At 71.3% G+C, this 22810-nt stretch carries 21 protein-coding genes, 1 tRNA gene and 1 pseudogene; 5 read left to right on the plus strand and 18 right to left on the minus strand.

Translation table 11 applies throughout. The annotated features are described in order from the left end of the window. Positions 1-36: 36 nt before the first annotated feature. Positions 37-885, minus strand: a complete 849-nt coding sequence (locus ACWC2T_RS33200) for an EamA family transporter (protein ID WP_450674043.1) — start codon at positions 883-885, stop codon at positions 37-39. Continuing rightward, a complete protein-coding gene (locus ACWC2T_RS33205) occupies positions 882-1397 on the minus strand; it encodes a YbaK/EbsC family protein (protein WP_450674044.1) in 516 nt (171 codons plus the stop codon). Before ACWC2T_RS33205 ends, ACWC2T_RS33200 begins: the two co-directional genes overlap by 4 nt. 161 nt (positions 1398-1558) lie before the next feature. Here ACWC2T_RS33205 and ACWC2T_RS33210 point away from each other — a divergent pair, with 161 nt between their 5' ends. After that, positions 1559-2656: a PP2C family protein-serine/threonine phosphatase gene (locus ACWC2T_RS33210; RefSeq protein WP_450674045.1), complete on the plus strand. Its 1098-nt coding sequence runs from the start codon at positions 1559-1561 to the stop codon at positions 2654-2656. On the opposite strand, the gene ACWC2T_RS33215 is transcribed toward ACWC2T_RS33210, so the two are convergent. The 4 genes and pseudogenes from ACWC2T_RS33215 to ACWC2T_RS33230 form a co-directional block, all read right to left on the minus strand. Beyond that, positions 2640-2822 carry a DUF397 domain-containing protein gene (locus tag ACWC2T_RS33215; RefSeq protein ID WP_450674046.1) on the minus strand — a complete coding sequence of 61 codons (183 nt, stop codon included), beginning with the start codon at positions 2820-2822 and terminating at the stop codon, positions 2640-2642. The genes ACWC2T_RS33210 and ACWC2T_RS33215 overlap by 17 nt on opposite strands. Then, positions 2819-3603, minus strand: a pseudogene (locus tag ACWC2T_RS33220) (helix-turn-helix domain-containing protein). The gene ACWC2T_RS33215 and the pseudogene ACWC2T_RS33220 overlap by 4 nt, the downstream one beginning before the upstream one ends. Before the next feature lie 212 nt (positions 3604-3815). Then, a complete protein-coding gene (locus ACWC2T_RS33225) occupies positions 3816-6020 on the minus strand; it encodes an MMPL family transporter (protein WP_450674047.1) in 2205 nt (734 codons plus the stop codon). Positions 6021-6173: 153 nt separating this feature from the next. After that, on the minus strand, positions 6174-6779 hold the full coding sequence (locus ACWC2T_RS33230) for a TetR/AcrR family transcriptional regulator (RefSeq protein WP_450674048.1): 606 nt from the start codon (positions 6777-6779) through the stop codon (positions 6174-6176). Positions 6780-6933: 154 nt separating this feature from the next. On the opposite strand from ACWC2T_RS33230, the gene ACWC2T_RS33235 reads away from it, so the two are divergent. Beyond that, positions 6934-10332 carry a S41 family peptidase gene (locus ACWC2T_RS33235; protein ID WP_450674049.1) on the plus strand — a complete coding sequence of 1133 codons (3399 nt, stop codon included), beginning with the start codon at positions 6934-6936 and terminating at the stop codon, positions 10330-10332. Positions 10333-10541: 209 nt separating this feature from the next. Here ACWC2T_RS33235 and ACWC2T_RS33240 read toward each other — a convergent pair whose 3' ends face one another. The 4 genes from ACWC2T_RS33240 to ACWC2T_RS33255 form a co-directional block, all read right to left on the minus strand. Beyond that, positions 10542-10769: a hypothetical protein gene (locus ACWC2T_RS33240; protein ID WP_450674050.1), complete on the minus strand. Its 228-nt coding sequence runs from the start codon at positions 10767-10769 to the stop codon at positions 10542-10544. 95 nt (positions 10770-10864) lie between these two features. After that, positions 10865-11749, minus strand: a complete 885-nt coding sequence (locus ACWC2T_RS33245; RefSeq protein ID WP_450674051.1) for an SDR family oxidoreductase — start codon at positions 11747-11749, stop codon at positions 10865-10867. After that, complete coding sequence (locus tag ACWC2T_RS33250) at positions 11746-12696, minus strand: alpha/beta fold hydrolase (RefSeq protein ID WP_450674052.1); 951 nt, start codon at positions 12694-12696, stop codon at positions 11746-11748. The genes ACWC2T_RS33245 and ACWC2T_RS33250 overlap by 4 nt, the downstream gene beginning before the upstream one ends. Next, positions 12693-14234, minus strand: coding sequence for a flavin-containing monooxygenase (locus ACWC2T_RS33255; RefSeq protein ID WP_450674053.1), 1542 nt, complete (start codon positions 14232-14234; stop codon positions 12693-12695). The genes ACWC2T_RS33250 and ACWC2T_RS33255 overlap by 4 nt, the downstream gene beginning before the upstream one ends. Before the next feature lie 177 nt (positions 14235-14411). On the opposite strand from ACWC2T_RS33255, the gene ACWC2T_RS33260 reads away from it, so the two are divergent. After that, complete coding sequence (locus tag ACWC2T_RS33260) at positions 14412-15041, plus strand: MerR family transcriptional regulator (RefSeq protein ID WP_351206406.1); 630 nt, start codon at positions 14412-14414, stop codon at positions 15039-15041. On the opposite strand, the gene ACWC2T_RS33265 is transcribed toward ACWC2T_RS33260, so the two are convergent. Beyond that, positions 15029-15832, minus strand: a complete 804-nt coding sequence (locus ACWC2T_RS33265) for an exodeoxyribonuclease III (RefSeq protein WP_450674054.1) — start codon at positions 15830-15832, stop codon at positions 15029-15031. The two genes, ACWC2T_RS33260 and ACWC2T_RS33265, sit on opposite strands and share 13 nt — an antisense overlap. A gap of 79 nt (positions 15833-15911) precedes the next feature. Here ACWC2T_RS33265 and ACWC2T_RS33270 point away from each other — a divergent pair, with 79 nt between their 5' ends. Next, positions 15912-16406 (plus strand): GNAT family N-acetyltransferase, encoded by a 495-nt coding sequence (locus tag ACWC2T_RS33270; protein WP_450674055.1) that lies wholly within the window; start codon positions 15912-15914, stop codon positions 16404-16406. Between the two features lie 49 nt (positions 16407-16455). Here the strand turns inward: ACWC2T_RS33270 and ACWC2T_RS33275 are convergent. From ACWC2T_RS33275 to galU, 7 genes are all read right to left on the minus strand, one after another. After that, positions 16456-16529: transfer RNA gene (locus tag ACWC2T_RS33275), tRNA-Ala, on the minus strand. A gap of 91 nt (positions 16530-16620) precedes the next feature. Continuing rightward, complete coding sequence (sepX, locus tag ACWC2T_RS33280) at positions 16621-17814, minus strand: divisome protein SepX/GlpR (RefSeq protein WP_450674056.1); 1194 nt, start codon at positions 17812-17814, stop codon at positions 16621-16623. Positions 17815-17987: 173 nt separating this feature from the next. Next, positions 17988-18611: a GNAT family N-acetyltransferase gene (locus ACWC2T_RS33285; RefSeq protein ID WP_450674057.1), complete on the minus strand. Its 624-nt coding sequence runs from the start codon at positions 18609-18611 to the stop codon at positions 17988-17990. A gap of 20 nt (positions 18612-18631) precedes the next feature. Continuing rightward, on the minus strand, positions 18632-19132 hold the full coding sequence (locus ACWC2T_RS33290; protein WP_450674058.1) for a MogA/MoaB family molybdenum cofactor biosynthesis protein: 501 nt from the start codon (positions 19130-19132) through the stop codon (positions 18632-18634). After that, on the minus strand, positions 19129-19641 hold the full coding sequence (gene moaC / locus ACWC2T_RS33295) for a cyclic pyranopterin monophosphate synthase MoaC (protein WP_450674059.1): 513 nt from the start codon (positions 19639-19641) through the stop codon (positions 19129-19131). The genes ACWC2T_RS33290 and moaC overlap by 4 nt, the downstream gene beginning before the upstream one ends. Before the next feature lie 85 nt (positions 19642-19726). Further along, positions 19727-21049, minus strand: coding sequence for a molybdotransferase-like divisome protein Glp (gene glp, locus ACWC2T_RS33300; RefSeq protein ID WP_450674060.1), 1323 nt, complete (start codon positions 21047-21049; stop codon positions 19727-19729). Next, positions 21046-21957 carry a UTP--glucose-1-phosphate uridylyltransferase GalU gene (galU, locus tag ACWC2T_RS33305; protein WP_450674061.1) on the minus strand — a complete coding sequence of 304 codons (912 nt, stop codon included), beginning with the start codon at positions 21955-21957 and terminating at the stop codon, positions 21046-21048. The genes glp and galU overlap by 4 nt, the downstream gene beginning before the upstream one ends. A gap of 133 nt (positions 21958-22090) precedes the next feature. Between galU and ACWC2T_RS33310 the strand changes: the two genes are divergently transcribed. Next, positions 22091-22672 carry a 5-formyltetrahydrofolate cyclo-ligase gene (locus tag ACWC2T_RS33310; RefSeq protein ID WP_450674062.1) on the plus strand — a complete coding sequence of 194 codons (582 nt, stop codon included), beginning with the start codon at positions 22091-22093 and terminating at the stop codon, positions 22670-22672. Positions 22673-22810 lie beyond the last annotated feature (138 nt).

Genomic DNA, 22810 nt, shown 5'->3' on the forward strand with positions numbered 1-22810 from the left:
TCCCTCGTACGGCGTGTCGTGGTCAGTGTCATCCTGCTACCCGGCGCGCAGCATCAGCCCGATCCCGACGACCAGCACACCCGCCGCCGCGATCCGGGGTGCCCCGAAGCGCTCCTTGAAGAAGAGGGCGCCGATGGCGGCACCGACGATGATCGAGGACTCGCGCAACGCGGCGACAGGGGCGAGGTCGGCGCGGGTCTGCGCCCACAGGACCAGGCCGTAGGCGGAGACGGACAGCACGGAGCCGAAGAGGCCGAGGGCGGCGAAGGGGCGCAGGACGGCCACCGTCTCGCGCCGCCACCGGCAGCAGACGGCGTACGCCGGGATCGCCACGCCCTGTGCCACCATCAACCAGGCGGTGTACCCGAGCGGGGAACCGGAGGCGCGGACGCCGAGCCCGTCGACGAGCGTGTACGAGGCGATGGAGAGCCCCGTGGCGAGCGCGGCCCCGATCGCCGCCCAGTCCGGCCGGCGGCCGCGCAGCCCCCACAGCGCCACGCCGGTCAGGCCGGCACACGACAGGGCGATGCCCCCGGCCGCCCAGCCGTCCGGCACCTCGTGCGCGAACACGGCCGCGAACACGGTGACCAGCAGCGGGGCACTGCCCCGCGCGATCGGATAGGTCTGGCCGAAGTCGCCCAGCCGGAACGACGCCATCAGCAGGACGACGTACACGACGTGGATGGCCGCCGAGAGGACCAGGTACGGCCACGCGCCCGCCGCCGGGAGCGCCGTGAACGGGGCCAGCAGCAGCCCGATGAGCACACCGCCCGCCAGGATCAGCGCGAACCCGACCAGCTTGTCGGTGATCCGGTGCGCGATGGCGTTCCAGCTGGCATGGGTGACGGCGGCGAACAGGACGGCGGCCGTGACGAGTGGCGTCACGCGGTCTGCTCGCGCACGTCCACCAGGTCGGCACCGGCGTGGGTCACGAGCGCCTTCGGCTCGATCGGGAAGACCGTGTGCGGCGTTCCGGCGGCCGCCCACACCACGTGGTGGGCGAGCAGCGAGCGGTCGGCGAGGACACGCGTGCGTGTGCGGTGCCCGAAGGGCGGCACGCCGCCGATGGCGTACCCCGTGGTCTCGCGCACGACACCGGCGTCGGCCCGGGTCACCCTGCCCGCGCCCAGTTCCTCCCGTACCCGCTCCACGTCCACGCGCGAGGCCCCGTCCATGAGGACCAGCACGGGCACCCCGTCGGCCGCGAAGATCAGCGACTTGCAGATCTGGCTGAGCTCGCACCCGATGGCCGCGGCGGCCTCCGCGGCGGTCCGGGTGGCGTCCGGGAACCTCCTGGTGCGGGCGAGCACGTCGTCGAGGCCCAGCGCGCGAAGGGCTCCGGCGAAACGGGGGTGGGCTCCGGATCCGTCGGCGTCAGTGGCGGCTGTCGTCGTCATACGGGGCACGGTAGCGGTCGGTGTACGGCGCACGCGACTGAGTTGTCACGCCCGTGCCGGCCGCCACACACCCATACGGCCGCCGCACGACTGGCACGCGTCATCGGCCCTGAGGATGCTTGAGCTTGTGCTGTACGGCGCGACGGAGACGGGAGCGGCACATGAGGGCAGCGAGCGGGGGGCGCGCCACCGTCGGAGGCTGGTTTCTGCGCCACCTTCAGCTGGTGCCTGTCGTCCTGCTCGTCGGAGGCGCCCTCTTCGACTACAACACCGCTCCGCATATCAGTGGAGAGGCCTTCTACACAGCCGCGCCGATGGCAGCCGCCGCACTGCTGTCGCTTCGCGCGACGGTGCTGGCGGGCGTCGGTGCCTGCGCCACCGACATCGCGCTGCTCGCCCACTTCGGACTCCTGGGGGATTCCGGTGGGCAGAGCGAACTGGCTGCGGTCGCGACGGTCTCGGCCCTCGCCGTCGTCGTCAACCGTCTCATGTACTACAGCAACCTGCGCCTGGAGTCCGCACGCAGCATCGCCCTGGCCCTCCAGCGCGCCGTACTGCCGCAACTGCCGTCCACGATGGGCCCGCTGCGGATCGCCGTGCGCTACCAGGCAGCCGTGAAAGACGCCCAGATCGGCGGCGACCTGTACGGCGCCCAGGCCACCCCGTACGGCGTGCGCTGCCTGGTCGGGGATGTACGGGGCAAGGGCCTGGACGCGGTCCGGGTGGTGGACGTGGCCATGGGGGTGTTCCGGGAGGCCGCCGAGGAGGAACCCACGCTCGTCGCGATCACGGCCAGGCTGGAGCGGGCACTGCTACGGGAAAGAGAGCGTCGGACGGGACCCGAGCGCGCCGAGGGGTTCGTCACCGGCGTTCTCGTCGAGATCCCGCCCCGCGGCGATGAACTGCGGCTGGTCAACCGCGGCCACCCGGCGCCTCTGCTCCTGCACGCCGGCCAGGTGCGCAGCGCGGAACCGTCCGAACCGGCCCTTCCCCTGGGACTGGCGGAGCTGGGCGCCGGCCAGGACCGGACCGACACGGTGCCCTTCCCTCCGGGAGCGACTCTCCTGCTGTACACGGACGGGCTGACCGAGGCACGGAACCGCGCCGGGGACTTCTACGACCCCGCAGCCGGGCTGACCGGACGCGACTTCGCCGGACCGGACGCGCTGCTCGACGCCCTTCTCGCCGAGGTGAGCCGCCACACCGACGGCCGCATCACCGATGACCTGGCACTGCTCGCGGTCACCCGAGATGGCTGAGGAAATCGGCCCAAGCGGACGGGGTGACCTTCAGCTGCGCGGTGTCGGGGGTTTTGGAGTCGCGGATGTGGATGGTGGTGGGGGTGTTGGCCACTTCGACGCAGTCGTCGCCTTCGCTGCTGCTGCTGTAGCTGCTCTTGAGCCAGTGCAGTTCCGTGGCGCTCATAGTCTCCCCAGCGCTTGCTCAATGAAGGCCTGGGACTCCCTCGGTGAGAGAGCCTCGGCTCGGATGATCCCATACCGCAGTTCGAGGATCCGGAGCTGCCTGAGGTCCGAGACCGGGCGGCCGTTGAACGCCCCGTCGGAGCGACCTACGGCGGTACCGTCCTCGAACTTCAGCAACTCGACCAAGCCGCTCATTCCGGGGTGCCCTTCGTGGCGGGTCGGCATGACCTGGACCTCGACGTTGGGCAACTGGGACAGTTCCAACAGGTGTTCAAGCTGCCGACGGAGCAGCATTGTCCCGCCGATGGGCCGTTCGAGCGTCACCTGTTCCTGGACAAAGCTGAGGTCAGGAGCGGGCGAACGCTCGAAGATCGAATGTCGCGCCACGCGTGCCGCAACCATCTGCTCCAACTCGTCCTGCGTGTACGCCGGTCGGCGCACCTTCAGCAACGCCCGCGTGTACTCCGGTGTCTGGAGCAACCCATGGATGTTGTGGTTGCTGTACAACAGCAGCTCGACGGCCCGGCCCTCCATCTCCGCCAGCCTCCGCACCTTCTTCGGGTACCGGGCCCTGCGCATCTCCTCCATGAACGCCTTGAGATGACCCTGCGCCTTCAGGACCCCGTCGGCCTTCTCCAGGAACTCCGGCCGAGGAATCCGCTGCCCTCGCTCGATCTTGCGGATCAAGTCCTCGCCGTAGCCATGACTTCGGCCAGGTCGGCCACGCTCGTCCCGGCCGCCTCCCGGCAGACCTTGAGCAGGCGCCCCACCGCCTGCACCATCGGCTCGATCTCGTCGCCGGGTTCGACGTCCCAACCCGCCTCGTCCACGCCCTCGTTCACGCTCACACACCTCCAACGCGCACCTGTACCCGTACGACGTCCGAGACAGCCAGGACAGCCGAGACAAACCCGGGACAGAAAAAGGCCGGTGAGGGTGCAGCCCCGTCCCCACGGGCACCCTCACCGGCCGGTCCGGTGTCAGCGGCGGTACGTCAGACCCGTACCAGCTCCCTCTCCTCCTCAGGGTCGGCGTCCTTGCGCAGCCCCTCGCCCTCGACGTCCACGTTGGGCAGCGCGCGGTCCAGCCACTTCGGCAGCCACCAGGCGCGCTTGCCGAGCAGGGCGAGGACCGCCGGGACGATGGCCATGCGGACGATGAACGCGTCGAAGAAGACGGCGATCGCGAGGCCGAAGCCGATCATCTTGATCATCGCCTCGCTGGACCCCATGAAGCCGGAGAAGACGGCGATCATGATGACGGCGGCGGCCGTGACGACCCGTGCGCCGTGCTTGAAGCCCGTGACCACGGCCTGGCTCGGCTTCTCGCCGTGGACGAACGCCTCCCGCATCCGGGTCACGAGGAAGACCTCGTAGTCCATGGCGAGACCGAAGACGACACCCACCATGAAGATCGGCATCATCGACATGACCGGCCCGGTCTGCTCGACGTTCATCAGCCCCGACAGCCAGCCCCACTGGAAGACCGCGACGACCGCGCCGAGGGCCGCCATCACACTGAGCAGGAAGCCGAGGGCCGCCTTCAGCGGGACGAGGACCGAGCGGAAGACCACGATCAGGAGCAGGAAGGCGAGGCCCACCACCAGCGCCAGGTAGGGCAGCAGCGCGTCGTTGAGCTTCTGGGAGACGTCGATGTTCATCGCCGTAGACCCGGTGACCAGCACCTTGGAGTCGGTCTTCGCGGCGATGCCCGCGCCCTTGTCGCGGATGGCGTGCACCAGGTCCTCGGTCGTGTGCGAGGACGGCTTGGACCCCGGTACGACGGTGATCGTCGCGGTGTCACCGGCCTTGTTGGGCACGGCCGGGGTGACCGTGACGACGTCCTTCAGGCCCTTGATCTCGTCGCTGACCTCGGTGAACGCCTTCTTGGGGTGGGCGCTGTCCTTGGCGTCGACCACGACCATCAGGGGGCCGTTGAAGCCCGGTCCGAAGCCCTCGGAGAGCAGGTCGTAGGCGCGGCGCTGGGTGGTGGAGGTGGGCTGGGAGCCGTCGTCGGGCAGGCCCAGTTCCAGGGACGCGGCCGGGATCGCCGCGGCGCCGAGGCCGATCACACCGAGGAGGAGTACGGCGACCGGGCGGCGTACGACGAAGCTCGCCCAGCGGGTGCCCATGTTGGGACGGCCCGGCTTCTTCGGGGTGCGGCCGCCGCCGAGCAGCTTGCTCTTCTCGCCCATCGGCTTGATCTTGCGGCCCGCGTAGCCGAGCAGCGCGGGGATCATCGTCAGCGCGATGAGGACGGCGATGGCGACGGTGCCCGCCGCGGCGATGCCCATCTTGGTGAGCATCGGGATGTTGACGACCGACAGGCCGACCAGGGCGATGACGACGGTGAGGCCGGCGAAGACCACGGCCGAGCCCGCCGTGCCGACGGCGCGTCCGGCCGCGTCCTCGCGCTCGCGGCCCTCGGCCAGTTCGGCGCGGTAGCGGGAGACGATGAAGAGGGCGTAGTCGATGCCGACGGCCAGGCCGATCATCGACGCCAGGGTGGAGGTGGTGGAGCCGAGGTTCAGGGCGCTGGCGAGCGCGGTGATCGTGGAGACGCCGATGCCGACGCCGATGATGGCGGTGAGCAGCGGGAACCCGGCCGCGAGCAGCGAGCCGAAGGTGCTGACGAGGACGACGGCGGCGATCCCGATGCCGATGATCTCGCTGGAGCCGGTCTCCGGGGTCGCGCTGAGCGCGTCACCGCCGACCTCGACGGTCAGCCCGGCGTCGCGCGCGTGCTGGGCGGCCTGCTTCAGGGCGTCCTTCGAGGAGTCCTTCAGCTCCATGCCGGAGACCTTGTACTTCACCGACGCGTAGGCGATCGTGCCGTTCCTGCTGACCGCGTGCCCGGCGTAGGGGTCGGCGACGGAGACGACCTCGGAGCCGCTCTTCAGCTCCTTGACGGTCTTCTCGACGGCCGCCTTGTTGAGCGTGTCGGTCATCTTCTCGCCGCCGGGCGCCTTGAAGACGACACGCGCGGTGGCGCCGTCGGCACTCATCCCGGGGAAGCGCTGTTCCAGCAGGTCGAAGGCCTTCTGGGCCTCGGTGCCGGGGATGGAGAAGGACGTGGTGCCGGCGGGCGGCGCGGAGGCGGCGCCCACCCCGGCGAGGGTGAGCAGCGCGACCCATATGAGGGCGACGAAGTGCCGTCGCCGGAAGGCGAGTCGGCCGATCTTGTAGAGAAACGTGGCCACGGAGGCGTACTCCCGGTCAGGTCGTGGGTTCAGCTGGGCAGGGGTGATCAGCCCGACGACGTGAGCGGTGACGTCAGGTGGTGGGCTTGCTCGGGGATCAGAAGGGATCAGACGGTGAATCAGGCGGTGAATCAGGCGATGATCAGAAGGTGATCAGCCGGTGGGAGCGCCGAGGGCGGGGAGGACCACGGCGTCGATGTACGACAACAGGAAGGCCTGTGTCGGCGGCTGCTCGTCGATGAGCGAGCGGGCGGCGAACCCGCCGATCATCATGTGCATCACGTAGTCGATCGCCGGGTTGTCCGCACGGACCTCGCCCCGGTCGATCGCCCGCTGCACCACGCGCCGGAACTCCGCCAACTCCGGCTCGATGAGATGGTCCCTGAACGCCCGCAGGAGGTCGGGATTGCCGTGTACGGCCATCGCCAGACCCCGCATCAGCGCGGAGTTCTGTTCCATCTCGCAGTCGTCCGAGCGCAGGGTGAGGGCGTGCAGATCGCCCCTGAGCGACCCGGTGTCGACGTCGCCGACCGAGCCGCCCGGCCTGTTGTGCCGCACCGCCTTCGCCACCAGCTCGGCCTTGCCGCCCCACTGGCGGTAGAGCGTGGCCTTGCTGGACCGGGTGCGGGCGGCGACGGCGTCCATGGTGAGGGCGTCGTAGCCGACCTCCCGGAGCAGGGCGAGCACGGCGTCGTACAACTCGGCCTCGCGCTCCGGCGTGATCCGGCTGCGACGTGCCGCTGCGACGGCCTCGGTCATGTCACTCGCCTTCCTCTCGCGGAGCCTCCTGCTTCGTACACCCTGAAGATACCCTGCAAGCATGCGAAACGAAACCGTTTCGTACGTGCTCTGGGTCACGAATGTCAGCGGCGCATAAGTTGCTGGGGCCCAGCGGGCGGAAAAGCATGGGGAGGTGAGCTATCTGCGCCATCCCCACCTCAGCGGCGACCTGCTGTGCTTCGTGGCCGAGGACGACCTCTGGCTGGCCCCTCTCGACGCCCCGGGCAGGGCCTGGCGGCTCACGGTGGACCGCACGAAGGCCGGGCACCCGCGCTTCTCGCCCGACGGCCGCCACATCGCCTACACGACCTGGCGCAGCCTCGTGCCCGAGATCCACCTCGTGAGCGTCGACGGCGGTCCCGCGCGGCAGCTGACGTACTGGGGCAGCACGGACACGCAGGTCTGCGGCTGGACGCCCCCGGAGGAGGACGGCACGAGCGACATCCTCGCCGTCGCCTCCCACGGCGAGCCCTTCTCCTACTTCACCTGGGCCTACAAGGTGTCCACCGACGGCCACCCCGGCCGCAAACTGCCCTGGGGCCCGGTCGCCGACATCCAGGTCGCCGACATCGAGGGCGAGCACCGGACACTGCTGCTCACCGGCACCCCGCCGCACGAACCGGCCTCCTGGAAGCGCTACCGCGGCGGCGCCACGGGCCGCCTCTGGCTGCACGGGCGGCGCCTCGTCCCCGACATCGGCGGCCATCTGGCCTGCCCCATGTTCGTCGCCGGCCGGATCGCCTTCCTCTCCGACCACGAGGGCGTCGGCAACCTCTACTCCTGCGCGTACGACGGCACCGACCTGCGCCGCCACACCGACCACGACGCCTTCTACGCCCGGCACGCCGCCGGCGACGGCACGCGGGTGGTCTACCAGTGCGCGGGCGACCTGTGGCTGGTGGACGACTTCTCCCCCGGTGCCGTACCGCACAGGCTGGACGTCCGCCTGGCCGGGCCGGCCACCGGGCGCCGCCGCTACCCGGTACCGGCCGCGCAGAACGTCGACGGCATCTCCGTGGACGAGACCGGACGGGCCAGCGCCGTCGTCGTACGCGGCAGCCTGTACTGGCTCACCCACCGCGACGGCCCCGCCCGTACGATCACCGACTCGTCCGGCGTGCGGGTACGGCTGCCGGAGATGCTGGGCACGACCGGCCAGGTCGCCTACGTCACCGACGCGGAGGGCGAGGACGCCGTGGAGATCGTCCAGCTGCCCCGCGCGAGCGGCGACCGCGCCCCCCGCCGGCTGGCCTCCGGCCGGCTGGGCCGCGTCCTGGAGATGGCCTCCGACCCGCTGGGCGAACGGCTGGCGGTCGCCTCGCACGACGGACGGTTGCTGCTGATCGACGTGACGGAGGAGGAGACGGAAGAGGGGATGGAGGAGGGCGAGGAGTCCGGTGGCACCGGCGATCAGGCCGCGGCGGAAGCGGCTGACGCGGGTGATTCCGGGGACTCTGGGGACTCCGGGGGCTCTGGGGACTTCAGCGGGGCGGCCGGTGCTGCCGTCGCCGGCGAGCGGGTGACCGAGCTGATCCGGTCGGTCAACGGCCCCGTGCGCGACCTCGCCTTCTCCCCGGACGGCGCCTGGCTCACCTGGTCCCACCCGGGCATCGGCCGCTCCCTGCGCCAGATCAAGCTGGCCCGCATCAAGGACCGGCTGATCGTGGACGTGACCAACGGCCGCTTCGAGGACGAGAACCCCGTCTTCACCCGCGACGGCCGCTATCTCGCCTTCCTCTCCTGGCGGGGCTTCGACCCGGTGTACGACGTCCACACCGGCGACCTGTCCTTCCCGCTCGGCTGCCGCCCGTACCTCGTGCCGCTGAACTCGGCGACCCCCTCCCCCTTCGCCCTGAACCCCGAGGGCCGTCCGGCGGCCGGCGGGCTCGACCCGGCCGAGGAGGAGGAGACGGGCGAGGCCGGCACGGTGACCGTGGAGGTGGAGGGCCTGGCGATGCGGGTCACGCCGTTCCCGGTGATCGCCTCCAAGTACTCCGGGCTGCACCCGGTCGCCGGCGGCGGACTGGTCTGGCTGCGCTGGCCGATCTCCGGCGCGCTCGGCGAGACCTTCGTCAACCCCTCCGACATCAGCGGCCGCCCGACCCTGGAGTACTTCAACCTCACCAAGGCGAAGAAGTCCGAACTGGTCGACCATCTGGACTGGTTCGCGGTCAGCGGCGACGGCACCCGGCTCGTCGTCGTGGACGAGGGCGAGCTGCGCGCGGTGCCCGCCACGGAGCTGGGCGACAGCGACACGACCGTCTGGATCGACCTGCGGCGCATCCTGCACGTGGTCGACCCGCCCGCCGAGTGGCGCCAGGCCTTCGACGAGGCGGGCCGGATCATCCGCGCCTACTTCTGGGACCCGGGCATGTGCGGCATCGACTGGGACGCGGTGCTCGACCAGTACCGCCCCCTCGTCGAACGGGTCGCCTCCCCCGACGAGTTCGCCGACCTGCTCCGCGAGGTCCTCGGCGAACTCGGCACCTCGCACGCCTACGTCACCGCCGCCCGCCGCAACGAGGGTCCGGCCCCCTACCAGCGCTGGCAGGGCCTCCTCGGCGCCAACCTCGTGCACCGGGAGGAGGGCTGGATCGTCAAGCGCATCCTGCCCGGCGACTCCTCCGACTCCAAGGCCCGCTCGCCGCTGGCCGGCACGGGCATCCGCGAGGGCGCGATCCTCACCCATGTCGACGGCCGCCCGGTCGATCCGGTGACCGGACCGTATCCGCTGCTCGCCGGCTCCGGGGGTACGACCGTGGAGCTGACGTTCGTCCCGGCGGACGGGGAGCGGGGCCGGGCCCGCCGGGTCGCCGTCGTCCCCCTCATCGACGAGCGGCCGCTGCGCTACCAGGACTGGGTCGCCAAACGCCGCGCGGTCGTACGGGAGTTGAGCGGCGGCAAGTGCGGCTATCTGCACATCCCCGACATGGGCGGCTCGGGCTGGGCCCAGTTCAACCGCGACGTGCGCATGGAGGTGTCCCGGCCCGCCCTGATCGTGGACGTGCGCGGCAACGCGGGCGGGCACATCAGCGAACTCGTCATCGAGAAGCTGACCCGGACGATCCTGGGCTGGGACCTGACGAGGGACGCGCAACCGGTGTCGTACACCTCGAACGCACCGAGGGGCCCGGTGGTCGCCCTCGCCGACGAGGCGACCTCCTCCGACGGCGACATGATCACGGCCGCCTTCAAGCTGCTCAAGCTCGGCCCGGTGGTCGGCCAGCGCACCTGGGGCGGCGTGGTCGGCATGACCGGCCGGCACCGGCTGGGTGACGGCACGGTCATCACGGTCCCGATGAACGCGGCCTGGTTCGACGCCTACGGCTGGTCCGTGGAGAACCACGGCGTCGCCCCCGACGTGGAGAGCCTGCGCACGCCCCTGGACTGGGCCGAGGGCCGCCACGTCGAGATGGACGCCGCCATCGAACTGGCCCTGGACCTCCTGACCACCAACCCGGCCGCCATGCCCCCCGGCTACGAGAACGTCCCCAACCGCTCCCGCCCGCAACTCCCCGCTCGCCCAGACTGAAACGCGCCCGAGCAGGGACGCGCCCCGAAGGGGCGCGAGGCTGTATCGATATGCGGCTCCGCCGCGTGGGCGCGAGCAACCACAAACCACCCGCAGTCGCCGAAACCGCAAACCAGGCACCCCAGTTGGCGCACGCCGAACAAAAACGCAGGGCACCCTCCAAGAAGAAGGGCGCCCCACGCCAATCCGGCCAAAGCCGAGCGCAGCGACTACGCGTCGTAGTCCCGGTCGAAGCGGTCTTCCATCTCCGCTTCCGTGTCCTCGATGTCGCGCAGGTTCTCACGGCCGCGCTGCGGCTGCTGGCCACGCTGGGGCTGCTGGCCGCGCTGGGACTGCTGGCCGCGCTGGGACTGCTGCTGACCGGCCCGCTCACGGGCGTCACCGATCTTCTGCTTGCCCTGTTCCTGCCACTCGTTGGCCTTGTCCTTCATACCCATGTGGGTTCACTCCCGTGGTGGGTGAGGTGGGGGGAAACGGCCCCTCGGTGGGGCCTCACCCAGATTCACACGGGCGACCACGCAGCGCATGTGGATCACTTACGGTGCGTAGCGCGCTCTGCCTCGTCGGCCGCCCCACCTGCACCGACGAGCCCGGAGCGCATTCCCTGCAGCCGGGGCGCGAACCGCTTCATCTCGCGCTGTCCGACCGTCCCGATGAGCGCCGGCAGATAGCCGCGCACGCCCTGCATACCGCGCAGCCACCACTGCCCGTACACATGCGCCGAGCGCCGCTCGATCCCGGCGACCAGCCGGTCCACCGTCGGCCCCAGCGGGTACGTCTTGTTGGACGGCCACACCAGCCGCTGCCTGAGCTCCCGCATGACGTCGTCCTGGTCGGCGCCGCGCACCATGTCGGTGTCGGTCCAGGACAGGTACGCGACGCCGACGCGCACGCCCTGGTAGCCGACCTCGGCGCGCAGACTGTGCGCGTACGCCTCCACGCCCGACTTGGACGCGCAGTACGCCGTCATCATGGGCGCCGGGGTGATCGCGGCGAGGGAGGCGATCTGCAGCAGATAGCCCCGGCTCTCCACCAGCACCGGCAGGAAGGCGCGCGCGGTCACCGCCGATCCGATCAGGTTCACCTCGATCACCCGCCGCCAGGCCTGCGGATCGGAGTCGACGAACGGACCACCTGTCGCCACCCCGGCGTTGGCCACCACGATGTCGACCTTCCCGAACCGCGCCTTCACCTCCTGCGCGACCCGGCTCATCGCCTCGTGGTCGGTGACGTCGGCGTACCAGTGGGCGCTGTCGCTGTGCAGGCGCGAGGAGACGTCCTTGAGCGCCTCCTCCTCCAGTCCGACCAGCGCCACCTTCGCGCCGCGCGCGGAGAGCTTGCGCGCCAGCAGCTCACCGACGCCGCGCGCCGCTCCGGTGACGACCGCGACCTGCCCTTCGAGGCTGACCCTGCTCATGCGCCCTCCTTGATCTGCACGTCTGTGGCCTTCTGGGTGGTGACGTAGGTGGTGACGAGTTCCCGGATCCGGCCGGTCACCAGGTCGGGGGCCTCGATGGGGGTCATGTGGCCGACGCCGGCCAGCTCGGTGAGGCCGATGCAGTGCGGCAGCGCGGCGACCAGCGCGCGGGCGTGCACGGGGGGCGTGAGCCGGTCGGACGCGCCGTGCACGATCGCGGTGGGCGCGTGCAACTCCCGTACGCCGTGGTCGAGATCGAGCGCCTCGAGTACGGCCGCCCAGGCATGGCGCACGGCGCGCGGGCAGGCGTGCACGATCCGCGCGCACGCCTCCACCATGTGCGGGGCGGAACCGGCGCCCATGGTGGCGTACTTGAGGATGCTCTTGGCGACCGGCGTGACCGGGCCGAGCGGGGCGCGCGAGCCGAGAACGCGCCCGGTGATCCAGGTGCGCACGCGCCCGGCGCCGAGCGGCACCACGCGCGCCTCGGCGACCAGCCGCGAACTGCCGGTGCTGCACAGCAGGACGGCGGCGGCGTGGTCGCGGAAGCGGGGGCGTGTGGCCGCGGCCATGACGGTCATCCCGCCCATGGAGTGGCCGACGATCAGCGCCTTCTCCCTGGGCGCGAGCGTCTGCGCGAGCACCGCTTCCAGGTCGTCCGCCAGCGCGTGGGTGGTGCACGCCGGGCTTGCGGGACTGCGCCCGTGCCCCCTCTGGTCGTACGCGATCACGCGGTGGTCTCTCGCCAGCTCCCGTATCTGCGCCGCCCAGAAGGCGGTCGAGCAGGTCCAGCCGTGGGAGAGGACGACGGGGGGCGCGTTCTCGGGGCCGTGCACCTCGACGTGCAGCCGCGCGCCGTCGGCGGAGACGACGGTGAGTTCGCGGGCGGGGGTGGGCGGGGCGTACGGTCCGGTGGTCACGGAGGCTGTGGGGGCGGGTCGGCTCATGCGACGCCCTCGCTCTGCGGCACGGCGGCCACCGTCCGCTGCGCGGCCGCACCGGCCGCCTTGCCGTCGGTCTTCCGGATGACCTCGTACTCCGCCAGATCCACCCGCCGGGTCGCACGCCGGAACTCCGATGTCGTACCGGGCCAGATGGTGGTGTTGCGGCCGCTCGGGTCCAGGTACCAGCTGGTGCAGCCGCCGGTGTTCCACACGGTGCGCTTCATGCGCTCCTGGACCTTGCGGTTCCAGTCCTCGACGGCCGCGGGCCGGGCATCGAGGGCCGTACGGCCGCCGAGGACGTTCAGTTGGCGCAGATAGTCGGCCATGTAGTTCAGCTGGGACTCGATCATGAGGATCATGGAGGAGTTCCCGAGGCCGGTGTTGGGCCCGATGATCGTCATCCAGTTCGGGAACCCGGCGGCCGCGGCGCCGCGCAGCGCCTGCATGCCGTTCTTCCAGGACTCGGCGAGCGTGATGCCCTCCGCGCCGACCACCCGCTCGGCGATCGGCATGTCCGTGACGTGGAAGCCCGTACCGAAGATGATCGCGTCGACCTCGGCCTCGCTGCCGTCCGCCGCGACGACGGTGGACCCGCGGATCTCGCTCAGCCCGCTGGCGACGACGTCCACATTCGGCTCGGCCAGCGCCGGGTAGTACGTGCTGGAGAGCAGGATCCGCTTGCAGCCGATGCGGTAGTCGGGGGTGAGCTTGACGCGCAGGGCCGGGTCCTTGATGGCGCGGGCCATGTTGCGCTTGGCGAGCCGCTCGACCAGGCCGAGTTCGTCGGGGTGCTTGGTGAACGCCTGGACCTGCAGCTCCCGGATGCCCCACAGCAGGCCGCGCCGCAGTTGGGTGGTGAAGGGCAGCATCCGGTGCAGCCCGCGCTCGGCGCCGCTGATGGCGCGGTCGACGCGGGGCATGACCCACGGCGGGGTGCGCTGGAAGAGGGTGAGCCGGCCGACCTGCGGCTGGATGGAGGGCACGATCTGGATGGCGGAGGCGCCGGTGCCGACCATGGCGACGCGCTTGCCGCGCAGGTCGTGGTCGTGGTCCCAGCGGGCGGAGTGGAACACCTTGCCCGGGAAGGTCTCCAGGCCCGGGATCTCGGGGATCTTCGGGTCGGACAGCGGTCCGGTGGCGGAGACGACGACGTCGGCGGTGAGCGTGCCGCCCGCGGTCTCGATCTCCCACCGCAGGTTCTCGGCGTCCCAGCTCATCAGCTTGACCTCGGAGTCGAAGCGTATGTGCGGGCGCAGCCCGAAGAGATCGGTGACGTGCTCCAGGTAGGCGCGGATGTGCTGCTGCCCGGAGAAGGTGCGCGGCCAGTCGGGGTTGGGTGCGAAGGAGAAGGAGTAGAGGTGGGAGGGCACGTCACAGGCGCACCCGGGGTAACTGTTGTCCCGCCAGGTACCGCCGACGCTGTCCGCCCGCTCCAGGACGGCGAAGTCGGTGATCCCCTCGCGGCGCAGCCGCACGGCGGCCCCCAGCCCGCCGAACCCGGACCCGATCACCGCCACCCGTACATGCTCGTGCTCGGCCATCCCGAAGCCTCCACGCATCGCCTTGGACTCCGCCAGTGAACACTGGCGCAATGGGACTGTAGAGCAGGTCCGTACCGAGCGGTAGGGGGCAGGAGAGGGAAAGTTACCGACGGTACAACATAGGCTGCGGGCGTGGCAGAGGACGCAGAACGCAAGGAAGGCGGGCGCGAGTACCGCATGGAGGAGCTGGCCCGGCTGGCCGGCATCACCGTGCGCACGCTGCGCTTCTACCGCGAGCGCAAGCTGATCCCGCCGCCCCGCCGCGAGGGCCGTATCGCCTGGTACGACGACCATCACCTGGCCCGTCTGCGCACCATCGCCGCCCTGCTGGAGCGCGGCCACACCCTGAACGGCATCGCGGAACTCGCCGAAGCCCTCGACCAGGGCAGGAACGTCGCCGACCTGCTCGGCGTCGGCGCCCCCACCGAGGAGGAGCCGGTCCGCCTCACCCCGGAGGAACTCGCCGCCCGCTTCGAGGGCGAGGTCACCCCCGAGAACCTCGCCGCCGCCATGGAGCTGGGCTACCTCGGCACCGACGGCGACGAGATCGTCCACATCAGCCGGCGCCTGCTGGACGTCTCCTCCGCCCTGGTCCGCGAGGGCATCCCGCTCGCCGAGGTCCTCGCGGCCGGCGCCCGCGTCCGCGAGCACGCCGAGGCCCTGGCCGAGCTCTTCAGCGACCTGATCCTGCGCCACGGCCCCGAGGAGGACCTGCACCGCCTGCGCCCGCTGGCCCGCAGCGTGGTGGAGGCGGAACTGTCACTGGCACTGGACCGGCGGATCGGCAAGCGGGATCAGAGGTCGTAGACGACGGTCACCGGCGCATGGTCCGACCACCGCTCCGCATGCGTGGCCGCACGCTCGACGAAGCCCTTGACGGCCCGGCCGGCGAGACCGGGCGTGGCGACCTGGTAGTCGATGCGCCACCCTGAATCGTTGTCAAAGGCCCGCCCCCGGTACGACCACCAGGTGTACGGCCCCTCGACATCCGGGTGCAGGGCGCGTACGACGTCGACGTAGCCGCCCTCCTCGGCGGCGAACACCCGGCCGAGCCACTCCCGTTCCTCGGGCAGGAAGCCGGAGTTCTTCGTGTTGCCGCGCCAGTTCTTGAGGTCGGCCTGCCGGTGGGCGATGTTCCAGTCGCCGCAGACGACCACCTCGCGCCCCTCGGCGGCGGCCCGCTCGCGCAGCGTCTTGAGGTGGGCGAGGAACTCGCCCATGAAGCGGACCTTCTCGTCCTGCCGCTCGGTGCCGACCTCGCCGGAGGGCAGGTAGAGGGAGGCCACCGTGACGCCGGGCAGATCGGCCTCCGCATAGCGCCCGCTGCCGTCGAACTCGGCCGAGCCGAAACCGACCCGGACGCGGTCGGGCTCGCGCCGCGTGTAGAGGGAGACGCCCGCGCGGCCCTTGGCAGCTGCCGGGGCGTGCACGACATGCCAGCCGTCGGGCCGGCGCACCTCCTCGGGCAGCTGGTGCGGCTCGGCGCGCACCTCCTGCAGGCAGACGACGTCCGCTTCCGTCTGCGCGAGCCACTCCACGAAGCCCTTCTTGGCGGCGGCTCGCAGTCCGTTCACGTTCACCGAGGTCACAGTCAGCACCCCGGCACGATACCGGCACACTGGTCGGAGCCCTCACAGCCCGAGGCCCCACCGTCTGCATAGAAGTACGATACCCAGCATGTATATACGACGCGTTCGTTTCGATCACCCCGACGCCGTGAAGCTCAACGCCGAGGTCCAGGCCGAGTACGCCGAGCGCTACGGCGACGACGGCGACGCCACCGTCCTCGACACGGCGGACTTCGACCCGCCCCACGGCGTCTACCTGATCGCTTACGACGAGTTCGACCGCCCCGTGGCCACCGGCGGCTGGCGCAGCCAGGACCGCAACGAGGAGGGCAACGAGGACGGCGACGCCGAGCTGAAGCGCATGTTCGTCGTGGCTCAGATGCGCGGCCGCGGCCTGGCCCGCCGGATCCTCACGGCCCTGGAGGAGGACGCCCGCGAGGCCGGCCGGGTCCGCATGGTCCTGGAGACCGGGACCAAGCAGCCGGAGGCCATCGCCCTGTACACCTCCAGCGGTTACGAGCCGTGCGCCAAGTTCGGCTACTACCGCCACCACGAGGACAGCCGCTGCTTCGCGAAGAACCTGAAGAAGCAGAAGAAGTCGTAGACACGATGAAGCCCCGGTCGGCTTTCGCCGATCGGGGCTTCATGCTGCGTGGACCTGAGGGGATTTGAACCCCTGGCCCCCTCGATGCGAACGAGGTGCGCTACCGGACTGCGCCACAGGCCCTTGCAACGAGTGAAACTTTAGCATCCCGATCGGGGTGCTTGGAAATCCGTTCCCGGACTGGTCAGCGCGCCTTCCCCATGTGTGGCGGGCGTCACTCGTTGGCCGCGCGGGGGCGGTCACCGTCCTCGTACTGATCGAAGAGGGGCGTGCGTCCGCCACGCTCGCGCGACCTGCGCGCGGAGGCCGCGCGGCGCGCGTCACCGCGGCCGCCCGCCGGCCTCTCCCCGGACGCGGACGTCTGCTCGTCCGCCTCGGCCTCGGGCGTGCGGCTCGTCTCCTGCTCCGGCGCGACCGAGCTGGAACGCGCCGAACTCCATGTGTCGGGCGCCCCCAGATCCACGTCGGACGTGGCACGCGGCGCGACCGGCGCGGTCACATACGTCGGCAGGGGCACCGGCACCGGGTCCCAGCTGTCCCCGCCGGGCCGCCGCTGCCGCTCGCGCTGCTGGTCGACCCACTCGGCGTGGTCGGTCTGCTCGACCAGGGCGCGCCGGTCCGCGGCGAGCGCGGCGAGCCCGGTGTCCGTCTGGGCCTGAGGGGCTTCCTCCGGATCGTCGGCGCCGGGTCCCGCGTCGAGGGGCGCGCGGCGGCGCGGCTGACGCTCCCGGTCCCGCAGCCGCTGGGCGGCCACCTCGGCGCGCCGGCGGTCCATCTGGTACGCGAAGCGACGGCGCTCCTGGGAGCGCAGGTAGGCGATGTACCCGCTGAGCAGCACGGCCGGCACGGCGGGCACCCACAGGAAGGCGAGCCCGCCGACGGCGGCGACGATCGCGCCCAGCGTGAAGGCGAGGAAGAGAACCACGGTGGTGCGCCTGCGGCGCGCGAGGACCTTCGAACGCCGGGCACGCGCTGCGGCCGCCTGCGCCGAGGAGGTACTCCCGGCCGCGGACGGCACCCGCTTCTTCGCGGGCGCCGGACCGGAGTCGGGCGCTGCCGCAGCGCCCTGTTCCCGCGCCGGCTCCGCCCTCCCGGGCGCCTCGGGTTCGGGGTCGGCGTGCACCTGACGGCGGGTCGGAGGCATGGCGAAGGCCCGGACGTCCACCGAGTCGGTGACGGCGTCCGGTTCGCCGGAGTCCGTCTCCCCCTCCTGGGCGGAGCGCGCCCGCAGGTCCTTGGCGTACCGGCGCTCCATTCCCGCCCGTCCGGACAGCAGCCGGATGGCGGTGCTGAAGCGTTCCGTCGGACGGGCCTCGTTCAGCTCGTCCTGCCTACGGAGCCACATCGGCACCAAGTAGGCGGCCCAGGCCCCGACAATGACTGCGTAGATGAGGCCGCTGCTGCTCACGTCTCACACCGTAGAGGGGTTTGCGTGAGGCCATCCGCCAATTGGGCCGGTGTGTCGCACGATCTGGCTGATATTTCCAGCTTTTTTTGCGACCGATGTGATCAACCGACCGTCTCGTGACCGAATTCAATGCCTTCGAGGCGGTCAACAGCCGATCAATTTCGAACACATATTCAATTCCCTGTGCTCTGGGGTTTCTGCCGCACGTGCTGGGAGCGTGCCCGCTGCCACCGTGCGAGCAAACCGTCGGGCACCTCTTCCGCGGTGAGCGCGAACACGAGATGGTCGCGCCAGGCCCCGTCGATGTGCAGATAGCGCGGCCGGAGCCCCTCCTCGCGGAATCCGAGTTTCTCCACGACCCGGCGACTGGGCCGGTTCTCGGGCCGAATGCAGACCTCGATGCGGTGCAGTCCGACAGTGCGGAAACAGTGGTCCACCACCAGCGCGACGGCCGTCGGCATCACACCGCGCCCGGCCACCGCCTCGTCCACCCAGTAGCCGACGTGCCCCGAGCACATCGATCCCCAGGTGATCCCGGCGACGGTCAGCTGCCCGACGAGCCGCCCCTGGTACTCGATGACGAACGGCAGCATCCGGCCCGCGCCCGCCTCGGAGCGCAGGTGCCGGACCATCTGGCGGTAGGTCGGCCGGTGCGCGATCGGCCCGCTGGGCGTGGGCGGCGGAATGGTCGCCTCCCAGGGACGCAGCCAGTCCCGGTTGCGCCGGTTCACCTCGCGCCAGGCCCGCTGGTCGCGCAGCCGTATCGGCCGGAGGACGACATCGCCGTCCGCCAGCACGACCGGCCAGGAAGGGCTGTTCAGCTCGCACCCCCGCTGCTGGGTCTGGGGTGGTCGCCGCCGCGGATCTGGTCGACGGCGTGGGTCAGCAGGGGCTCCAGCACGGCGAGGCCGTCCTTCACACCGCCCGTGGAGCCCGGCAGGTTGACGATCAGGGTCCGCCGCGCGACCCCGGCCAGGCCCCGGGAGAGCGCCGCGGTCGGAACCTTCTGCCGCCCGTGGGCCCGGATGGCCTCCGCGATGCCCGGCACCTCGTGGTCGATCACCGCGCGGGTCGCCTCGGGCGTGCGGTCGGTGGGCGAGATCCCGGTGCCGCCGGTGGTGACGATGGCGTCGTAGCCGGCGTCGACACCCGCCCGCAGCGCCGCCTCCACGGGGTGCCCGTCCGGGACGACCTGAGGGCCGTCGACGTCGAAACCGAGGCTCTTCAGGCCGTCGGCGACCAAGGGGCCGCCCTTGTCCTCGTAGACGCCCGCGGCGGCCCTGTTGGAGGCGGTGACCACCAGAGCGCGGTAGGTCATGCCCTGCTCCAGTCGCCCGACTTGCCGCCCGTCTTCTCCTCCACCCGCACGTCCGTGATGACCGCTCCCTTGTCGACCGCCTTGACCATGTCGATCACGGTGAGCGCGGCGACCGTCACGGCGGTGAGGGCCTCCATCTCGACGCCCGTACGGTCCGTCGTCTTCACGGTGGCCTGGATCTCCACGGCGTCGTCCGCGACCGACAGGTCCAGTTTCACACCCGACACCGACAACGGGTGACACAGCGGGATGAGGTCCGGGGTGCGCTTGGCGCCCATGATCCCGGCGATCCGTGCCGTGGCGAGGGCGTCCCCCTTGGGCACCCCCTCGCCGCGCAGCAGCTCGACCACGCGGGGCGAGACGAGGACACGGCCGCTGGCGCGGGCGGTGCGCGCGGTCACATCCTTCCCGGACACGTCGACCATGCGGGCCGCGCCCGAGTCGTCGATGTGCGTCAGTCCGTCCTGCACAGGGGGTCCGGGGGTCTCCCCCCGGAAAGACTCAGTCATGCTGTGTGCCGCTCCTGGTCCGGGCCCGTCACAGTGCGGTGCGCAGGCCTGTTGTGCGCGACACGGTACCCCCAACCAGGAGGGCTCAGCCGAGCAGGACCACCTCCACCTCGGCGCCTTCCTCGACGGACTCCACGTCCTCGGGGACGACGATCAGCGCGTCGGCGTGCGCCAGCGCCGCGATCAGGTGCGAGCCGGCGCCGCCCACCGGGGTCACCTCGCCGTCCGCGTACGCACCGCGCAGGAACTGCCGGCGCCCCTTGGGCGAGCGCAGCGCCTTGTCGGTCTTCAGGGTGGCCCGGACGCGGGGCCGGTGTACGTCCGTGAGGCCCATCAGGGTGCGGATGGCCGGGCGGACGAACAGCTCGAAGGAGACGTACGACGACACGGGGTTGCCCGGCAGGGCCAGCAGCGGCGTGTGGTCGGGGCCGATGGAGCCGAAGCCCTGGGGCTTGCCCGGCTGCATGGCGAGCTTGCGGAACTCCACCCCGCTGCCCGCCTCGTCCGCGTCACCGACGTGCGACAGCGCCTCCTTGACGACGTCGTACGCCCCGACGCTCACCCCGCCCGTGGTCACCAGCAGGTCGGCGCGGACGAGCTGGTCCTCGATGGTGGAGCGCAGGGTCTCGGCGTCGTCGGCGACGGCGCCCACCCGGTAGGCGATGGCGCCGGCGTCCCGCGCGGCGGCGGTGAGGGCGAAGCTGTTGGAGTCGTAGATCTGGCCGCGGCGCAGTTCCTCGCCGGGCTGGACGAGTTCGCTGCCGGTGGACAGGACGACCACGCGCGGGCGCGGGCGCACGCGTACCGTGCCGCGGCCGATCGCGGCCAGCAGCGCGATCTGCGGCGGGCCGAGGATCGTCCCGGCCTCCAGGGCGCGGTCGCCCGCCTTCACGTCACTGCCCTGGGCGCGCACATGCGCGCGTGCCTCGACGGGGCGGTGCACCCGCACCTGGCCCGCGGCGCCCTCCGGAGCCAGGCTGCGCGCCCGCATCCCGCTCACGGGGCCCTCGCCGAGTCCGCCGTCGGTCCACTCCACCGGCACGACGGCCTCGGCACCGGGTGGCAGCGGGGCGCCGGTCATGATGCGGGCGGCCTGGCCGGGACCGACCCGGACCGGGTCGGCCGCGCCCGCCGCGACGTCGCCGATGACCTCCAGGGCGGCCGGGAACTCCGCACTGGCGCCCGCCACGTCCGCGACCCGCACCGCGTACCCGTCCATGGAGCTGTTGTCGAACGGCGGCAGGGACACGTCCACCGTCACGTCGTCGACCAGGACGCAGCCCTGGGCGTCGAGCAGTTGCAGCTCGATGGGTTCGAGGGGGCGGACGGTGGAGAGAATGTCCTCCAGGTGCTCGTCCACCGACCACAGGTCGTCCGGGCCGGCGGGGCGGGTCGCGGCGCTGCTCAAGATTGCTGCATCTCCTCGGCTACGTAACTGCGAAGCCAGGTCCGGAAGTCCGGGCCCAGGTCTTCACGTTCGCATGCGAGTCTGACAATGGCACGCAGATAGTCGCCACGGTCGCCGGTGTCATAGCGGCGCCCCTTGAAGACGACGCCGTGCACCGGCCCGCCCACCTTCTCGTCCTCGGCGAGCTGCTGGAGGGCGTCGGTGAGCTGGATCTCGCCGCCACGGCCCGGCTCGGTCTTGCGGAGTATGTCGAAGATGTGGGGATCGAGGACGTAACGGCCGATGACCGCGTAGCTCGAGGGGGCGTCCGCCGGGTCCGGCTTCTCGACCAGCCCGGTCACCCGGACGACGTCGCCGTCGGCGGTCGGCTCCACGGCCGCGCAGCCGTAGAGGTGGATCTGCTCGGGCGCGACCTCCATGAGCGCGACCACGCTGCCGCCGTGCTGCTCCTGGACCTCGATCATGCGCTGCAGGAGCGGGTCGCGCGGGTCGATCAGGTCGTCGCCCAGGAGCACCGCGAAGGGCTCGTGTCCGACGTGCGGGGCGGCGCACAGCACGGCGTGACCGAGGCCCCTGGGGTCGCCCTGGCGTACGTAGTGCATCGTCGCCAGGTCGCTGGACTCCCGCACCTTCGCGAGCCGTTCGGCGTCGCCCTTCTTCTCGAGCGCCGACTCCAGCTCGTAGTTGCGGTCGAAGTGGTCCTCCAGGGGACGCTTGTTGCGCCCGGTGACCATGAGGACGTCGTCGAGCCCCGCCGACACGGCCTCCTCGACCACGTACTGGATCGCCGGCTTGTCGACGACCGGCAGCATCTCCTTGGGAGTGGCTTTGGTGGCCGGCAGGAACCGGGTGCCGAGGCCCGCCGCGGGAATGACAGCCTTGCTGATCCTGGGGTGCGACTGAGTCATGCCCGCAACCATATCCGGTGCCTTTGTGTGGAAACTGTGACTCCGGTTGATTGACCCTTTATGACTGCATTCAAGAAGGGTGCGAGAACGACCCGTGGAACACGACGGACGCACGAGTGAGCCTGACAAGCGAATGTTGCGGCGGGAGCTCCTCTCGGTGAGGAACAGGTTGACGGACGATGACGTCGACGAGACGGGCCGCGCGCTGGCGGAGCGCGCCCTTCAGCTGCCTGAGCTGGCGCAAGCGCGCACGGTGGCGGCGTACGTCTCCGTGGGCAGCGAGCCCGGCACGCCCTGGCTCCTGGACGCGTTGCGCGCGCGGGGCGTGCGGGTGCTGCTGCCCGTGCTGCTGCCCGACAACGACCTCGACTGGGGCGAGTACGCCGGCCGGGACTCCCTCGCGCGGGTCCAACACGGCGGGAAAATGGCGCTTTTCGAACCCTCCGGCGCGCGTCTCGGTCCGGACTCCGTGACGGCCGCGGACGTCGTCCTGCTGCCCGGGCTCGCGGTCGACGCGCGCGGGATGCGCCTGGGGCGCGGCGGCGGGTCGTACGACCGAGTGCTGGCCCGTCTGGAGTGCGCGGGCGCACGCCCGCGGCTCGTGGTGCTGCTGTACGACACGGAAGTCGTCGCGCGGGTACCGGCGGAGGAGCATGACAAGCCCGTGCACGCCGTGGTGACGCCGTCCGGCGTGCGCCGTTTCCCGCACGCCTGACCCGGCGCCCCGCCGCCGTACGGAAAACGGCCCTCCACGCGCGCGTGGAGGGCGCGGTTACGGGGGGGGGGCCGGGCATGGCGTGAGACCGCGGGTGTGGCTCCTTGGCTTTTTGACCCCGCCGGACCGGTACCCCCA

Source organism: Streptomyces sp. NPDC001393, from assembly GCF_053597455.1.

What these genes read in the sequence shown, in the direction of transcription:
- ACWC2T_RS33205 (WP_450674044.1), bottom strand. Translation starts at nt 1,397, where the DNA reads ATGACGACGACAGCCGCCACTGACGCCGACGGATCCGGAGCCCACCCC.
- ACWC2T_RS33210 (WP_450674045.1), top strand. Translation starts at nt 1,559, where the DNA reads ATGAGGGCAGCGAGCGGGGGGCGCGCCACCGTCGGAGGCTGGTTTCTG.
- ACWC2T_RS33215 (WP_450674046.1), bottom strand. Translation starts at nt 2,822, where the DNA reads ATGAGCGCCACGGAACTGCACTGGCTCAAGAGCAGCTACAGCAGCAGC.
- ACWC2T_RS33230 (WP_450674048.1), bottom strand. Translation starts at nt 6,779, where the DNA reads ATGACCGAGGCCGTCGCAGCGGCACGTCGCAGCCGGATCACGCCGGAG.
- ACWC2T_RS33240 (WP_450674050.1), bottom strand. Translation starts at nt 10,769, where the DNA reads ATGGGTATGAAGGACAAGGCCAACGAGTGGCAGGAACAGGGCAAGCAG.
- ACWC2T_RS33245 (WP_450674051.1), bottom strand. Translation starts at nt 11,749, where the DNA reads ATGAGCAGGGTCAGCCTCGAAGGGCAGGTCGCGGTCGTCACCGGAGCG.
- ACWC2T_RS33250 (WP_450674052.1), bottom strand. Translation starts at nt 12,696, where the DNA reads ATGAGCCGACCCGCCCCCACAGCCTCCGTGACCACCGGACCGTACGCC.
- ACWC2T_RS33255 (WP_450674053.1), bottom strand. Translation starts at nt 14,234, where the DNA reads ATGGCCGAGCACGAGCATGTACGGGTGGCGGTGATCGGGTCCGGGTTC.
- ACWC2T_RS33260 (WP_351206406.1), top strand. Translation starts at nt 14,412, where the DNA reads ATGGAGGAGCTGGCCCGGCTGGCCGGCATCACCGTGCGCACGCTGCGC.
- ACWC2T_RS33270 (WP_450674055.1), top strand. Translation starts at nt 15,912, where the DNA reads ATGTATATACGACGCGTTCGTTTCGATCACCCCGACGCCGTGAAGCTC.
- ACWC2T_RS33290 (WP_450674058.1), bottom strand. Translation starts at nt 19,132, where the DNA reads ATGACCTACCGCGCTCTGGTGGTCACCGCCTCCAACAGGGCCGCCGCG.
- moaC (WP_450674059.1), bottom strand. Translation starts at nt 19,641, where the DNA reads ATGACTGAGTCTTTCCGGGGGGAGACCCCCGGACCCCCTGTGCAGGAC.
- galU (WP_450674061.1), bottom strand. Translation starts at nt 21,957, where the DNA reads ATGACTCAGTCGCACCCCAGGATCAGCAAGGCTGTCATTCCCGCGGCG.
- ACWC2T_RS33310 (WP_450674062.1), top strand. Translation starts at nt 22,091, where the DNA reads ATGTTGCGGCGGGAGCTCCTCTCGGTGAGGAACAGGTTGACGGACGAT.